This is a genomic window from Actinomadura luteofluorescens (genome assembly GCF_013409365.1).
Classification (GTDB): domain Bacteria; phylum Actinomycetota; class Actinomycetes; order Streptosporangiales; family Streptosporangiaceae; genus Spirillospora; species Spirillospora luteofluorescens.
This window is the reverse complement of record NZ_JACCBA010000001.1, coordinates 4,984,225-4,997,826: the sequence shown is the minus strand read 5'-3', so window position 1 is coordinate 4,997,826 and position 13,602 is coordinate 4,984,225. Positions and strand designations below refer to the sequence as shown.

12 protein-coding genes are annotated in these 13,602 nt (G+C 73.2%); 6 read left to right on the top strand and 6 right to left on the bottom strand.

Annotated elements, in window-relative coordinates; all coding sequences use genetic code 11:
- Positions 1–35 precede the first annotated feature (35 nt).
- Together BJY14_RS23280 and BJY14_RS23275 are read left to right on the top strand one after the other, a co-directional pair.
- Positions 36–1,079: a mandelate racemase/muconate lactonizing enzyme family protein gene (locus BJY14_RS23280; RefSeq protein ID WP_179845570.1), complete on the top strand. Its 1,044-nt coding sequence runs from the start codon at positions 36–38 to the stop codon at positions 1,077–1,079.
- Positions 1,076–3,010, top strand: coding sequence for a DUF6807 family protein (locus tag BJY14_RS23275; protein ID WP_179845569.1), 1,935 nt, complete (start codon positions 1,076–1,078; stop codon positions 3,008–3,010). The genes BJY14_RS23280 and BJY14_RS23275 overlap by 4 nt, the downstream gene beginning before the upstream one ends.
- On the opposite strand, the gene BJY14_RS23270 is transcribed toward BJY14_RS23275, so the two are convergent.
- Complete coding sequence (locus BJY14_RS23270; RefSeq protein ID WP_179845568.1) at positions 2,997–3,488, bottom strand: Rossmann-fold NAD(P)-binding domain-containing protein; 492 nt, start codon at positions 3,486–3,488, stop codon at positions 2,997–2,999. The two genes, BJY14_RS23275 and BJY14_RS23270, sit on opposite strands and share 14 nt — an antisense overlap.
- Before the next feature lie 229 nt (positions 3,489–3,717).
- Between BJY14_RS23270 and BJY14_RS23265 the strand changes: the two genes are divergently transcribed.
- From BJY14_RS23265 to BJY14_RS23255, 3 genes are all read left to right on the top strand, one after another.
- Complete coding sequence (locus BJY14_RS23265) at positions 3,718–4,011, top strand: hypothetical protein (RefSeq protein WP_246396052.1); 294 nt, start codon at positions 3,718–3,720, stop codon at positions 4,009–4,011.
- Positions 4,012–4,221: 210 nt separating this feature from the next.
- The gene (locus BJY14_RS23260) at positions 4,222–5,262 is read left to right on the top strand and encodes a permease (RefSeq protein WP_179845567.1); all 1,041 of its coding nucleotides are present in this window, start codon (positions 4,222–4,224) and stop codon (positions 5,260–5,262) included.
- Positions 5,259–5,987: a TIGR03943 family putative permease subunit gene (locus BJY14_RS23255; RefSeq protein ID WP_179845566.1), complete on the top strand. Its 729-nt coding sequence runs from the start codon at positions 5,259–5,261 to the stop codon at positions 5,985–5,987. The genes BJY14_RS23260 and BJY14_RS23255 overlap by 4 nt, the downstream gene beginning before the upstream one ends.
- Positions 5,988–6,005: 18 nt before the next feature.
- Here BJY14_RS23255 and BJY14_RS23250 read toward each other — a convergent pair whose 3' ends face one another.
- The 5 genes from BJY14_RS23250 to BJY14_RS23230 all read right to left on the bottom strand — a co-directional run bounded on the left by BJY14_RS23250 (position 6,006) and on the right by BJY14_RS23230 (position 11,439).
- Complete coding sequence (locus BJY14_RS23250) at positions 6,006–6,992, bottom strand: pectate lyase family protein (protein WP_179845565.1); 987 nt, start codon at positions 6,990–6,992, stop codon at positions 6,006–6,008.
- A gap of 17 nt (positions 6,993–7,009) precedes the next feature.
- The gene (locus tag BJY14_RS23245; RefSeq protein ID WP_179845564.1) at positions 7,010–8,815 is read right to left on the bottom strand and encodes a rhamnogalacturonan lyase; all 1,806 of its coding nucleotides are present in this window, start codon (positions 8,813–8,815) and stop codon (positions 7,010–7,012) included.
- Positions 8,816–9,100: 285 nt separating this feature from the next.
- Positions 9,101–9,697 (bottom strand): SigE family RNA polymerase sigma factor, encoded by a 597-nt coding sequence (locus BJY14_RS23240; protein WP_179845563.1) that lies wholly within the window; start codon positions 9,695–9,697, stop codon positions 9,101–9,103.
- A 294-nt stretch (positions 9,698–9,991) separates the two neighbouring features.
- Positions 9,992–10,903, bottom strand: a complete 912-nt coding sequence (locus BJY14_RS23235) for a glycoside hydrolase family 19 protein (RefSeq protein ID WP_179845562.1) — start codon at positions 10,901–10,903, stop codon at positions 9,992–9,994.
- Positions 10,903–11,439: a lytic polysaccharide monooxygenase auxiliary activity family 9 protein gene (locus BJY14_RS23230; protein ID WP_179845561.1), complete on the bottom strand. Its 537-nt coding sequence runs from the start codon at positions 11,437–11,439 to the stop codon at positions 10,903–10,905. Before BJY14_RS23230 ends, BJY14_RS23235 begins: the two co-directional genes overlap by 1 nt.
- A gap of 550 nt (positions 11,440–11,989) precedes the next feature.
- On the opposite strand from BJY14_RS23230, the gene BJY14_RS23225 reads away from it, so the two are divergent.
- A complete protein-coding gene (locus tag BJY14_RS23225; RefSeq protein WP_179845560.1) occupies positions 11,990–13,597 on the top strand; it encodes a GMC family oxidoreductase in 1,608 nt (535 codons plus the stop codon).
- Positions 13,598–13,602 lie beyond the last annotated feature (5 nt).

Here is a 13,602-nt window from a genome sequence, read left to right as displayed (position 1 = left end):
CCGAAGGGACGGTCGCCCATGGAACGGGTACCGGCATGATCAAGGATCTGTCCGTCGCGGCGCGGTCGGTGCCGCTGGCCCGGCCGTGGGGCGCGGACGTGCCCCGCAACCACGTCCTGGTCGTCACGCTCACGCTCGGCGACGGGCGCTCGGGCACCGGCGTCTCCTGGACCCCGCAGGCCGGGGCGCACGCGATCAAGGCGCTGCTGGAGCACGACGTCCGGGACGCGGTGATCGGCCTTCCGGCGCACCCGGGCGTCGTCTGGGACCGGCTGTCGGCCGTCCTCGGCGAGGCGGGCCGGAGCGGGATCGTCCCGCTCGCGATGGCCGGGGTGGACCTCGCCCTGTGGGATCTGGAGTGCGGTGAGCGTCCGCTGGCAGAGGTTCTCGGGGCGCGGCGGGAGAGCGTTCCCGTCTACGGCAGCGGCGTCAACCTGCACTACACGCTGGACGAGCTGACCGCCCAGGCGGAGCGGTGGGCCGCCGCCGGGTACCCCGCCGTCAAGGTCAAGGTGGGCCGCCCCTCGCTCGCCGAGGACGTCGCGCGGGTCGCCGCCGTCCGCGCGGCCGTCGGCCCGGACACCGCGCTGATGATCGACGCCAACCAGCGGTGGGACCTGCACCGGGCCCGGACCGCGCTGCGGGCGCTGGAGCGGTTCGACCTGTTCTGGATCGAGGAGCCGCTGCCCGCCGACGACGTCGCCGCCCACGCGGAGCTGCGCCGCCACGTCGGCACGCCGATCGCGGTCGGGGAGAACGTCGCCACGGCGCACGGCTTCCGCGACCTGCTGACCGCCGGCGCCTGCGACGTCGTCCAGCCGAACGCCGTGCGCGTCGGCGGGATCACCCCGTTCCTGCGCATCGCCGACCTCGCCCGCGTCTTCGGCGTGCCCGTCTACCCGCACCTGCTCACCGAGCTGTCCGGGCAGCTCGCCCTGGCGCTGCACCATCCCGCGATGGTGGAGCTGGTCGAGGACGCCTCGCTCACCGACCTCGGCCTGCTCGCCGCCCCGTCCCCCGTGGAGATCACCGGGACGGAGCTGCGCGCGACGGGCGCCCCGACGAGGTGGGCGCGATGACGCCGGTGCGGGTCGTGGTGGCGGGGGTGCACGGCTACGGGCGCCATCACCTGGACAACGTCGCCCGGCTCGCCGCGGCGGGCCGGGCCAGGCTGGCGGGCGTGTGCGACCTGCGGCCGCCGTCCGGGCTCGGGGTGCCCGTCTCGGCGGACCTGCCCGCCCTGATCCGCGAGACCGGCGCGGAGATCGCGGTGATCGCCACCCCGATCCACACGCACGCCCCGCTGGCCGTGGCGGCGCTCGAAGCCGGGGCGCACGTGCTCCTGGAGAAGCCGCCCGCGCCGTCCGTCGAGGAGTTCTCCCGGATCTCCGAGGCGGTGGCCCGGACCGGGCTGGCCTGCCAGGTCGGCTTCCAGTCGCTCGGCTCGGACGCGATCCCCGCCGCCCGGGAGCTGCTCGGCCCGGTGCGCGCCATCGGGGTCGCCGGGGCGTGGAGCCGGCCGTTCGGCTACTACACCCGCTCGGCCTGGGCGGGCCGCCGCAGGCTGGACGGCGCCGACGTCATGGACGGCGCCCTCACCAACCCCTTCGCCCACGCGGTGGCGACCGCCCTGGCCGTCGCCGGCGCGGACACGGCCGCGGCGATCGCCGGCGTCGAGCTGGAGCTGTACCGGGCCAACGCGATCGAGTCCGACGACACCTCCAGCGTCCGGCTCCGGCTCGCGGACGGGACGGTCATCGCGATCACCGTCTCGCTCTGCTCCGACCGGCGCACCGAGCCCTACCTGCACCTGCACGGCCGCGACCGGTCCGCCCGCCTCTTCTACACCGTCGACGAGATCGAGATGGGCGGGACCGTCACCGGCTTCGGCCGGGCCGACCTGCTCGGCGACCTCGTCGCGCACGTGCGGGACGGCGCCGGCCTCCTGGTGCCGCTCGCGCGCACGGGCGGCTTCACCCGGCTGCTCGACGCGATCCGGCTCGCCCCCGACCCGCGCCTGATCGACGGGCGGTTCGTCCGGGCGGAGCCGTCCCGGCTGGTCCTGCCCGGCATCGAGGACCTGGCCGTGCGCGCCGCCGCGGAGCTGAAGACCCTCTCCGAGCTGGGCTTCCCCGGCAGCCTGGGATCCGTGCGGGCACCCTGGCCGCGGACCGCGCTACGCGTCGGCGACCGTGAGGTGGCCGACTACGTCCAGCGCGGCGACCTCCAGGCCGCCGACGCGCCGCGCCCCCACCTGCACCCCGTCCGGACCCTCGGCGGGACGGTCGTCACCGAGAGCCGCCCGGACGACCACGTCCACCACCTCGGGGCCGGCGTCGCGATCTCCGACGTCGACGGGGTCAACTTCTGGGGCGGCTCGACCTACGTCCGCGGCGAGGGGCCCAGGATGCTCGCCGACCACGGGCGGCAGAGGCGCCGCTCGCTCCGTCCCGTCGACGGCGGCTACGCGGAGGACCTCGACTGGACCGGACCGGACGGCACCGTCCTCGCCACCGAGGAGCGGACCCTGACGGCGCGGGCCCTGACACCGCCGACCGGGCCGGAGGCGTGGGCGCTGGACTTCGCGTTCGCGCTCACCGGACGGGCAGGGCGGCCGCTCGTCCTGCGAAGCTCGGCCTGCAAGGGCCGCACCGGCGCCGGATACGGCGGCTTCTTCTGGCGCGCCCCCAAGGACTCCACCGGCCTGGACGTCTTCACCGGCGAGGCCTCCGGTGAAGGGGCCGTGCACGGCAGCGTCACCCCCTGGCTGGCGCTGACCTCGGACGCGTGGAGCCTGGTGTTCGTCCAGACCGCCGGGCTCGATCCCTGGTTCGTCCGCGTCGCCGAGTACCCCGGCGTCGGGCCCGCGCTGGCCTGGGACGAGCCGCGGACCGTCCCGGAGCGGCTGGAGCGGGCGATCACCGTGATCGTCGCCGACGGGCGTCTCGCCCCGGGCCGCGCCCGCACCCTCGCGGCGGCGCAGGCGACCGGGCGGGTCAGCCGGAGGTGAAGACCTCCGCGGCGGCGGTCCTGCGGAGATCTTCGAGGACGTCGATCTGCCTCTGGGCGCGGTCGTGCAGCTTCTCCAGCTCGGCCGCGTCCAGGTCCGGCGTCCGATCGGCGAGGGCGCGCAGCGTGCGCCAGCCGGCCGCCTTGCCCTCGACGGCCAGGCGCAGGAACTCGTACTCCACGACATCGGTCAGCGGGGAGCGCTCCTTCAGGCTGCCGTTGAACTTGAGCCGCCCCGCCCTCTCGGCCACGGACAGCGCGATGCTCTTGTAGTGCCGGACGGGGATGCCGAGCGAGGCCATGACGGCCAGCAGCGCTCCCCGGTCGGCGGCGATCTCGTCGGCGAGCCGCCGCAGCCGCTCCTCGTCCGGCCCGCCCTGGTGCGCCTGGGCGAGCGCGCGAGAGCGTCCCACGCCGGCCGCCGCGCCCGCGAGGTGATCGTTCAGGTAGATCGCCAGGAATGGTCCGCCCGTCTCCATCGGGGTCCTCTCGGATGTGAGGGCCGCGGCCCTGCTCTTCGGCCATGGCGGCCCGTCGGTGACGCACCTCGCGGTACCCGGCGGGCGGGCGGGTACTCGCCGCCGATCGCTCGGACCGCGCCCGCGGGAGGCCGCCGGACACCGACACGTCCGGAGTGGGCAAAAACCGGCCAATGCCTGCTTGTGCAGGTGAACGCCCGGGTACGGCCCGACCGACCAAGGGGGGAAAATGATCAAGACACTGCACAAGCGCGGCATCAGGTCGCACCACATGTACACGGCGGGACTCGGGTCGATCGGCCTCGCGCTCGCGTCCTGGGCGCTGTCCACCCGGCTGGAGGAGCAGGGCATGGACCGCGCCGACCGATGGGGAATCTTCGTCGGCGAATGGGCCCCGACCTTCTTCGCCATCGGCGTCGCCATGCGCCTGGAGGAGATGCGCGAGGAGAGCGGCGGGATCCCGCAGCAGCGCGGCGAGATGGAGGAACGGGTCGGCGGCCGCGCGTCCCACGCGATGCGCTGACGCCCACGCCCGAGGGCCGCGAGCGACCGTGGAGCCCAGGCGGCGGCGGTGGCCGGCGGCCCTGGGTCTAGGACGTGACAGAAGAGTCCGGGCGCCCGCACGTTTCGGGCGCCCGCCGTCCTGACGTCCTGACATCCGCGTCTCCGGGCGGTCGCGGGGCGCCGGGCGGGGGCGCGGATCTCGGGCGGCGCGGGGGCGGGCTCTGGAACGATGGCCTGCATGATCGAACGCGCCGGGCCGCGGGTGGCCGAGGAGGAGGTGCTCCCTCCGGCGGACTGGGGGCGCGAGCGGGGTGCGGCGCCCGGAGCGCGCGCGGCCTGGGCGTTCGGCGCGCTGGCGGCGGCGCTCGTGCTCGGACGGACATGGGCGGCGCCGCACATCGGCGCGCGGGCCCTGGACGCCTGGGCGACGATCTTCGTGGCGGTGTGCGTCCAGGCGCTGCCGTTCCTCGTCTTCGGCGTCGCGCTGTCGGCCGCGATCACCGCGTTCGTGCCCGCGTCGGTGTGGCGGCGCGTGCTGCCGCGCCGGCCGGCGGCGGCGGTACCGGTCGCGGGCGCGATGGGGGCGGTCCTGCCGGGGTGCGAGTGCGCGTCGGTGCCGGTCGCGGGCGGGCTGATGGCGCGCGGCGTGGCGCCCGCCGCCGCGCTCACGTTCCTGCTCGCCGCCCCCGCGATCAACCCCGTGGTGCTGGTCGCCACCGCGGTCGCCTTCCCGGGCAAACCGGAGATGGTGGTCGGACGGTTCGCCGCGTCGCTGCTGGTGGCGGTGCTGGCCGGGTGGGCATGGCTGCTGCTGGGCAAGCGCGAATGGCTGAGGGTGCCGTCCCGTCCCCACGCGCATGGAGCCGCCGGACGCCTGGACGCGTTCCGGCAGGCCATGCGGCACGACATCATGCACGCCGGAGGGTTCCTGGTCGTCGGCGCGGCGGCGGCCGCCACCATCAACGCCGCGGTGCCTTCGAACTGGGTCTCGTCGGCGGCGGACGACGCCGTGGTGTCGGTCCTGCTCCTCGCGGTGCTGGCCGTGCTGATGTCCATCTGCTCGGAGGCCGACGCGTTCGTGGCGGCCAGCCTGTCGCAGTTCTCCACCACCGCGCGGCTGACGTTCCTGGTGGTCGGCCCGATGGTGGACCTCAAGCTGATCGCCCTGCAGGCGGGGTTCTTCGGCCGGAGCTTCGCGGTCCGGTTCGTCCCGCTGACGTTCTGCCTGGCGGTGGGGGTCAGCGCGCTGGTGGGAGGGCTGCTGTCGTGAGCAGGTCCGCGCAGAACCTGCTGCTCGTCCTGGTCGGCGGCGCAATGCTGTGGATCACGCTGGGCAGCGGCGAGTACGTCAACTACGTGCGGCCCGGGTTCCGCTACCCGCTGGTCGCCGCGGCGGTCGCGCTGGTCGGGCTGGGGGCCGCCGGGCTGCGCCGGGAATGGCGGGACACCGGCGACGACCCCCACGACGACGATCACGGCGGGCACGGTCCGGGCGTCGCGTGGCTGCTCTGCCTGCCCGTGCTGGCGATCTTCGTGATCGCGCCGCCCGCGCTCGGCTCGTTCACCGCCGCACGCGGCGCCGGCCGCGCCGCGCCGCCCCCGCCGTCCCCCGCCGAAGGCTTCGCCCCGCTGCCGAGGACGGGAGCGCCCGTCCCGATGAGCATGGGCGAGTTCATCGGACGCGCCTACGAGGCGCAGACGGGCGACCCCGCATCGTTCGAGGGGGTCCCGGTGCGGCTGACGGGCTTCGTGTCCCCGCCGGCGAAGGGCGAGCGCGGCTGGCGCGTCACCCGGTTGAAGGTCGCGTGCTGCGCGGGTGACGCCATCCCGTTCCCCGTGATCGTGCGCGGCCTGCCGCGGCCGCCCGCCGACACGTGGGTGCGGGTCGACGGGGTGTGGGAGCCGCCCGCGCCCGGACGGCGGGCGACGGTCGTCCAGACGCTGCGCGGACGGTCCCTCCAGCGGGTCGGCAGGCCCAGCGACCCCTACGAGTGACCGGGCCCGCCGTCCCGGTCAGACGTGGCCGACGCCGGCGCCCGCGGTGACGGTCGCCTTCACCGCACTGGCGGCCTCGGCCGTGTAGGAGTAGGGGATCGCCGCGACGGACCCGGAGTTGCGGGTGGCGGGCGTCCCGGAGTTGGCGAGGTAGTTGCCCTCGGCCTTGATGTTGCCCTGGTCGGACGACCCCTCCTGCAGCGAGGTGGGCTTCGCGACGTTCTCGAAGTAGTTGCGGTCGACGAAGACGCCGGCGTTCTCGGTGGACGCGACGCCGTAGCTTCCGATGCTCCTGTAGTAGTTGTTGAAGACGTGCACGGGGTTGGCGAAGCGCACCCGCGGATGCCGCTGCTTGGTGCCGTCGAACCAGTTGTGCACGTAGGTGACGCGCAGGTGACCGAGGTCCTCGCCCGCGTTGTCGTCGCTGTGGCCGAGCAGGGCGGTCTTGTCGTGGTCGTGGTAGTGGTTCCACGACACCGTGACGAAGTCGGACGCGCGCTTGATGTCGGTCAGGCCGTCGTACCCGTTGGACAGGTCGTTGTGGTCGATCCACACGTTCGTCGAGTACTGGACGTTGATCGCGTCGTCGCTCGCCCCGGTGAACGTGAGGTTGCGGATGATGACGTTGCGGGCCTGGGAGACGTTGAGCCCGCCGCCGGTGATCCGGCCGGACGTGCCGACGCCGATGACCGTCTTGTTGGACGCCACCTTCTGCATCCCCGACACGGCGATGGTGCCCGTGATCCGGATGACGTAGGGCGCGCTCGCGGTCGCGTACGTGTTGAGCTGGGACGCGTTGGTCGCGGTGACCGTGGCGCCGCCCGCGCCGCCGGTCGTGCCGCCGTTCATGCTCGCGTACCCGACCGGCGACGACTCGGCCGCGACGGCGGCCCCGGGCCGGACGGAGTCGCCGGGCGGCACGGCGGCGCCCGAGACGCCGGACGCGGTCACGGCGGCGCCGGCGGCCACGGCCAGCGTCCCGAGGAGCGCGGTTCTGGTCTTCATGGCGGGATTCCTCCTTGTCACCGCACGTAGATCTGCGGCTGGGGTGGGGTGGACATGCCGTCCCCGAGGAAGAAGCTCGGGTGCGGCGGCTGGTTGTAGGCGGTGTTCTGCCAGGCCAGAGCGGCCCGGTACTGGGTGTCGTGCAGGAGCGTGTAGAGCTTGCGGTCGGTGACGTCCCGCGTCGTGTACACGCGGAGCCGGGTGTTGTCGGTGGTGGGCCAGACGACCTCCTCACGCCAGTCGCCGAACAGGTCGCCCGCCAGTGACGGGATGGCCTTCGTGCCGTTGTTGGAATGCACGCCCGAAGCGGTGAGGAGCCGGGTGTCACCGGACGGGCCGTACTTGTCGATGCGCGTGCCGTCCAGGAGCTCGCGCACCGGGTCGGCGTCCCACCAGACGAGGAAGTTCGCCGAGGACGGCTTGCGGCCCGCGTTGTTGCCGGTGACGCTGCGCAGCTCCGAGACGGCCGCCGACCAGAACTCGGCGCCGGGACGTCCCGTCCAGATGTCCCCTGCGACGCCCCGGCCGTTGTCGCAGCACGCGGACGTCGACCACAGGACCCGCCCGTCGCGGGGATCGACGTAGAGCGAGGACGGCTGGCCCGACGACTCGCTGACCTTGAAGTACTCCAGGCCCGGCCGGGCGGGGTCGAAGTCGCCGAGGTGCTGGGCGTCGCCGTGGCCGGTGCGGGTCGTCCACAGGCCGCCGCCGTTGTCGTCGACCGCCATGGCGCCGTAGACGATCTCGTCCCGGCCGTCCTGGTCGACGTCCCCGACCGACAGGCTGTGCGAGCCCTGACCGTCGAAGCCGCGGCCGGTGTTGGTGGAGCTGTTGGTGTCGAACGTCCAGCGGCGGGTGAAGTGCCCGTCGCGCCAGTCCCACGCGGCGATCACGGTGCGGGTGTAGTAGCCGCGCGCCATGATCAGGCTGGGGCGGGCGCCGTCCAGGTAGGCGGTGCCCGCGAGGAAGCGGTCCACGCGGTTGCCGTAGGAGTCGCCCCAGGACGCGACGCTGCCGCGCGCCGGCACGTAGTCGACGGTCTGGAGCGCGGCTCCGGTGCGGCCGTCGAACATGGTGAGGTACTCGGGCCCGGTGAGGACGTATCCGCTGGAGTTGCGGTAGTCGGCCGACGCGTTCCCGATCGCCTTGCCGGTGCCGTCGACGGTGCCGTCCGCGGTCTTCATCGCGACCTCGGCCCGGCCGTCACCGTCGTAGTCGTAGGCCTGGAACTGGGTGTAGTGCGCCCCGGCGCGGATGTTGCGGCCGAGGTCGATCCGCCAGAGGCGGGCGCCGTCCAGCCGGTAGGCGTCGACGTAGACGTCGCTGGTGTAGCCGCTCTGCGAGTTGTCCTTGGAGTCGGACGGGTCCCACTTCAGCACGAACTCCAGGCGCCCGTCGCCGTCGAGGTCGGCGACGCTCGCGTCGTTGGCGCTGTAGCCGGACCCCGGCGGCTGGATCGGCACGTCCAGGTACCCGTCGCCGAACCGCAGCGACGGCTCGGAGGACGTCCCCTCGCCGCCGTTCACGATCGGCCGGACGGTGTAGGAGGCGTCGGCGGGCGCACCCTGGTCCCGGTAGTTGGTCGATCCGGTGACCGTGGCGACGCGGGCCGTCCCGCGGTAGAGGGCGAACGCGGTGGCGGGCGGATCGGTGCCGAGCAGCCGCCAGCCGACGTAGTTGCCGTCGCCCGAGCGGACACTGATCAGGCCGCGGTCGAGGTCCTCGACCTGCCGCGCGACGGCCGCGCGCGCCGCGTGCGGCACGCCGGCAAAGGCCACGGCCGCGGCGACGGCCAGGGCGAGGTAACGGGGTTTCGGTCTCACAGACCACTTCCTTGGGAGCGGGGCGGGGAGCGCCCGAGAGCGGGTCTTCTCCCCCTAGTCGCCCACTCACGCCCGAAAGGTTGCCGTCCAACCCTTAAGTCGCGCCCCTCCCGAGCCACCCCCGGGGAGCAGCCAATCGCCGACACAGCCGACCCGCCGCCAGCGGTCCACGAACCGCCAACCCGGCAGGCCGACCTCGAACCGCCCGTCCTGGGAACTGCCATCGGTTGGAACGCGGTCGGTCTGCGGTCGGCGGGCTACGAAGCGCAACTCGGTGGCCGAAGTTCACAAGCCGCTAGATCTGGGGCTTCCTTTCGGTGCCGGCGTCGTGGGAGTCGGTGATCGGGGGCTGGGGTCCGCTAAGTGGCGGGCCAGTTCGGCGACGGCCTTGGCGGTCTGGCTCTTCACGGTGCCGACCGCGACGCCCAGGACGCGGGCGGTGTCCTTCTCGGACATGTCGAAGCCGAAGCGCAGGACCACGCACGCGCGCTTGCGCTGGGGCAGGGTCCGGAGCGCCGCCCGCACGTCGACGACCGCCGGGACGTCGGGGTCGCGGACGCGGTCGTCCATCCGGGCGCTCAACCGCGCGGCCTTGTCGCGCTCGCGCACGAGGGCGCGGAGCCGGCTCCGCGCCATGTTGACGACCATCCCGCGCACGTAGGCGAGGGGCTGGTCGGCCGCGCGCACCCGGTCCCAGCGCTGCCAGGCGGCCGTCAGGGCCTCGGCGGCCAGGTCGTCGGCGCCGTCCTGGTCACCGAGCAGCAGGAACGCCAGCCGCGCCAGCTCACGGTGGTGCCGCTGGAAGAAACGGTGGAACTCGGCACGGGCGGACTCGTCCGGCGGGCACGTGTGGGAGCGCTCCCAAAGAGCGTGCGGAAGCATCGTCACCGCCTTCGGTGGTCGACCGGGGGCGGGGCGCGGGTGGCGGTCCCGGCCCACCCCCGGCTGCGGTCAGAAAGCGCATTCAGAAAGCGCTTTCTCAGGACCGTACGGACGCGCTCCTCGGCCCGTCAACAACTCTTTCACCGCACGGCCCACAGGCCCTCCCGGAGACGGAACCGGAAACGGCGGACGGCCCGCACCCGGGATCACCGGGCGCGGGCCGTCATTGCTCAGGGGTCAGTGGCCGTCAGGGGCAGGGTCGCGGCGGGGTGGATTGTCGGTGGAGTGGGGGTTTCAGCAGGTCAGGTTGTTTCCTGCGGGGACGCCTAGGATCTGGGTGAATCGCTGGTAGGCGTTCACCCTGCTCTGCACCTGGGCCGGGTTCCGGCCGTCGCATTCCAGGGCGCCGTTGATGCTGCGGATGGTCTCGCCGAAACCGCGGCCGTTGACCATCGCGCTGTGGCCGGTCATGGTGCCCGGGCCGTTCTGGGTCATCCAGTACCAGAGCCCGGTCCGCCAGGAGACCGACGCGTCCCGCTCCACGAGCCACGGGTTGTTCAGCAGGTCGAGGCCGAGGGCGTCGCCCGCCGCCTTGTAGTTGAAGTTCCAGCTCAGCTGGATGGGGCCGCGACCGTAGTAGGCCGCCTGTCCCGCCGGGCATCCGTAGGGCCGGCTCGCGTCGCAGTAGTGCGGGTAGTTCCCCGTGTTCTGCTCGACGACGTAGACCAGCCCGCCGGTCTCGTGGTTGACGTTGGCCAGGAAGGCGGCCGCCTCCTGCTTCTTCACCGTGTCGCTTCCGGTGTTGGCGAACGCGGGGAAGGCCGCCATGGCCGCGGTCAGGCCGCTGTAGCTGTAGAACGAGTTGCGGCTCGGGAACATCTGGGCGAACTGCGACTCGCTCACCGCGAAGCCACCCTGGCCGGGCGGATCGCCGGGGTCGGGCGATCCGCCGCCGCAGGTCCCCTGGTCGGCCCACACGTCGGCGCGGCCCGGGGTCTCGTTCTGCGTCCACCACTTCGCCGACCAGTTGTGCCCGTTGTAGGACACCGCGGCGCCGCCGGTGTAGACGGCGGAGGAGCTCCACGCCGCCGCGCAGTCCGCGGCGGAGGCCCGCGCCATCGGCAGGACGGCCGGCAGCGTCCCCGCCGCGAGCAGGAGGGCGCCGGCCAGCCGCAGGGCGGCGCGCCGCGCCTTGCGGAACGGCATCACTGGACGTTCACGTCGACGCAGGCGTAGAAGGCGTTGGCCGTGTCGGCGATGTTCCAGATCGCCAGCACCTTCTGCCGCCCGGTGACGCCGCCGAGGTTGACCGAGTGCGAGACGGTGGCCGGGGGCTGCTGGTTGTTGCCGCTGACCACGGCGACGCGCCTGCCGCCGACGTAGTACTCGTAGTTCGAGGTGCGGTGCCGGGCGGTGAACGTCCAGGTGAAGGTGACGGTCTGGCCGACCGTCGTGGCCCTCCAGCCCTTGCTGTCGTCGTCGAGCTCGGCGAACTGCGCGTTTCCGCCGCTGCAGCTGCGCAGGCCCTTCGGGCCTTCGACGCTCTGCGGCTCCCACTGGATGGAGCCGCACTGGACGATGTGCTGCGCGCACTGGGCCTGCCGGCTCATCGGCGCCGAGACGTACCCGTGGGCCCAGGCCGAGGTCGCCGGGATCACCACGGCGACGAGCGGGGCGATTCCGACGCCGGCCGTGATGGCGGCGATCCTGCGCGAACGCTTCGTGCGGGGGGTGGTCTTCATGCGGGGGGTCCTTGCGTGATGGGGGTGGTCATGGAACGTCGTCGCGGCAGGAGCTGCCGCGGGAGGGGAGCAGCCGGCACGTCGACGGGGCGGGGCGCGGGAGCGGGGCATGAACACTCCATCGGATAGGAAACTTTCCTATCGGATTTAGCGAACGTTAACCCCGCGCGCGATCGCGGGCAAGACTCCTCCGGAAACCGCCGGAACGGCGCCGCGGCAGCGCGGCCGGACCAGTGCAGGCGGGGAGGCGAACCAGCTGATTCCGGACGGGAGATTCGGCACCATTTCCCGCACGCGCGCACCGCCGTCGGCGATATCTGCCAACGGGCCGTCGAGGATCCTGGGAAAGGGGCGCAGGCGGGGGGGAGGTTCCGGTCACCGGGACACCCCTTGGAGACCCGTCCCCGCCCTTCTACGATCGGGCCACCCATTTCTGTCGCCCGACCGGCGGGAACTCCCGCGTCCGGCCGGGACGGCGGCGCCGACAAGGGCCAGGCGCGGGCCCTCGTTAGCGGTCGCCTCGCTGCACGGCGTCCGCTGAGAGGAACACATGGACCGGAGCGCTGATTACGTCGTGGTGGGGGCCGGCAGCGCCGGCTGCGTGCTGGCCAGGCGGCTGGCCGAGTCCGGGGCGAGCGTCGTCCTGGTGGAGGCGGGCGGTCCGGACCGGACGCCGCTGGTCCGCAAGCCGGGGCTGATCGCCGTCTTCCACAACGTCCCGCAGCTGAAGAAGCGGCTGGACTGGGGCTTCTACAGCGCCCCGCAGAAGAGCGCGCTCGACCGGAGGATCCCGCAGGTCCGGGGGCGCGTGCTCGGCGGTTCGGGGTCGATCAACGGGATGCTGTTCGTGCGCGGCCACCGCAGGAACTACGACGACTGGGCCGCCGAGGGCTGCACCGGGTGGGGCTTCGACGACGTCCTCGACAGCTACCGGCGGATGGAGAACTGGGAGGACGGCGCCTCCGACCTGCGCGGCGCGGGCGGCCCGATCCAGGTGACCCGGCAGCGCGACCTCACGCCCGCTTCCGAGGCGTTCATCGAGGCGGTCGTCCAGACGGCGGGCGTCAAGCGCAACGACGACTACAACGGCGCCGAGCAGGAGGGCGTGGGGATCTTCCAGCAGAGCGTCGCGGACGGCCTGCGCTACAGCTCGTCCGTCGGCTACCTCGACGACCACGGCCTACCGAACCTGACGGTCCTGACGAACGTGACGGTGCGGCGCATCGTGATCGAGAAGGGGCGGGCGACGGGCGTCGAGGTCGCCGGGAAGAAGGGGAAGGCGACGATCCGGGCGTCCCGGGAGGTCGTCCTGTCGGCGGGGGCGTTCGGCTCCCCGCACCTGCTGATGCTGTCCGGCGTGGGCCCGGCCGCCCATCTGAAGGACCACGGCATCGAGGTGCGCGTCGACCTCCCGGTGGGCGACAACCTGCACGACCACATGTTCGTGCCGATGACGTTCGTCATGGACACGGCCCGCCACAAGGGCACCGCGCCCTACTTCGCCAAGGGCGTCGCCAAGGAGTGGACGAGGGGCGGGACGTGGGTCGCCCGCAGCGTGTTCGAGGCGGTCGGCTTCGTCCGCAGCGGGCAGGCGGGCGACGTGCCCGACATCCAGTTGCACGCGTTGCCGTGGTCGTACCCGTTCCCGAACCAGGACGCCCCGGTGCGGCACGCCGTCGACAAGCGGTCCGCACTCACGATCATGCCGACGCTGATCTACCCGAAGAGCCGCGGCACGCTCCGGCTGGGGTCGGCGGACCCGTCGGCCGCGCCGGTCATCGACCCCGGCTACCTCACCGAGCCCGACGACGCCCGGCTGCTGCTGGACGGCATCGAACTGGTCCGCGAGGTGATGGCGAGCCAGGCCATCGCCGGGGACGTCAAGGAGGAGCTGTCTCCCGGACCGAAGTATCCGGACCGCGAGACCCTGGCCAGGGAGCTGCCGAACCGCGCCACGACCGTCTACCACCCGGTGGGCTCGTGCCGGATGGGCGCCGACGAGCGGGCCGTCGTCGACCCCGGGCTGCGCGTGCGCGGCATCGAGGCGCTCCGCGTGGCGGACGCGTCGATCATGCCGAGCATCATCGGCGGCAACACCAACGCCCCCAGCATGATGATCGGCGAGCACGCCGCGAAACTGATCCTCGCGGAGACCTGAGCGGA

What these genes read in the sequence shown, in the direction of transcription:
- BJY14_RS23230 (WP_179845561.1), bottom strand. Translation starts at nt 11,439, where the DNA reads ATGAAGACCACCCCCCGCACGAAGCGTTCGCGCAGGATCGCCGCCATC.
- BJY14_RS23265 (WP_246396052.1), top strand. Translation starts at nt 3,718, where the DNA reads ATGATCAAGACACTGCACAAGCGCGGCATCAGGTCGCACCACATGTAC.
- BJY14_RS23260 (WP_179845567.1), top strand. Translation starts at nt 4,222, where the DNA reads ATGGCCTGCATGATCGAACGCGCCGGGCCGCGGGTGGCCGAGGAGGAG.
- BJY14_RS23275 (WP_179845569.1), top strand. Translation starts at nt 1,076, where the DNA reads ATGACGCCGGTGCGGGTCGTGGTGGCGGGGGTGCACGGCTACGGGCGC.
- BJY14_RS23240 (WP_179845563.1), bottom strand. Translation starts at nt 9,697, where the DNA reads ATGCTTCCGCACGCTCTTTGGGAGCGCTCCCACACGTGCCCGCCGGAC.
- BJY14_RS23250 (WP_179845565.1), bottom strand. Translation starts at nt 6,992, where the DNA reads ATGAAGACCAGAACCGCGCTCCTCGGGACGCTGGCCGTGGCCGCCGGC.
- BJY14_RS23235 (WP_179845562.1), bottom strand. Translation starts at nt 10,903, where the DNA reads ATGCCGTTCCGCAAGGCGCGGCGCGCCGCCCTGCGGCTGGCCGGCGCC.
- BJY14_RS23270 (WP_179845568.1), bottom strand. Translation starts at nt 3,488, where the DNA reads ATGGAGACGGGCGGACCATTCCTGGCGATCTACCTGAACGATCACCTC.
- BJY14_RS23280 (WP_179845570.1), top strand. Translation starts at nt 36, where the DNA reads ATGATCAAGGATCTGTCCGTCGCGGCGCGGTCGGTGCCGCTGGCCCGG.
- BJY14_RS23225 (WP_179845560.1), top strand. Translation starts at nt 11,990, where the DNA reads ATGGACCGGAGCGCTGATTACGTCGTGGTGGGGGCCGGCAGCGCCGGC.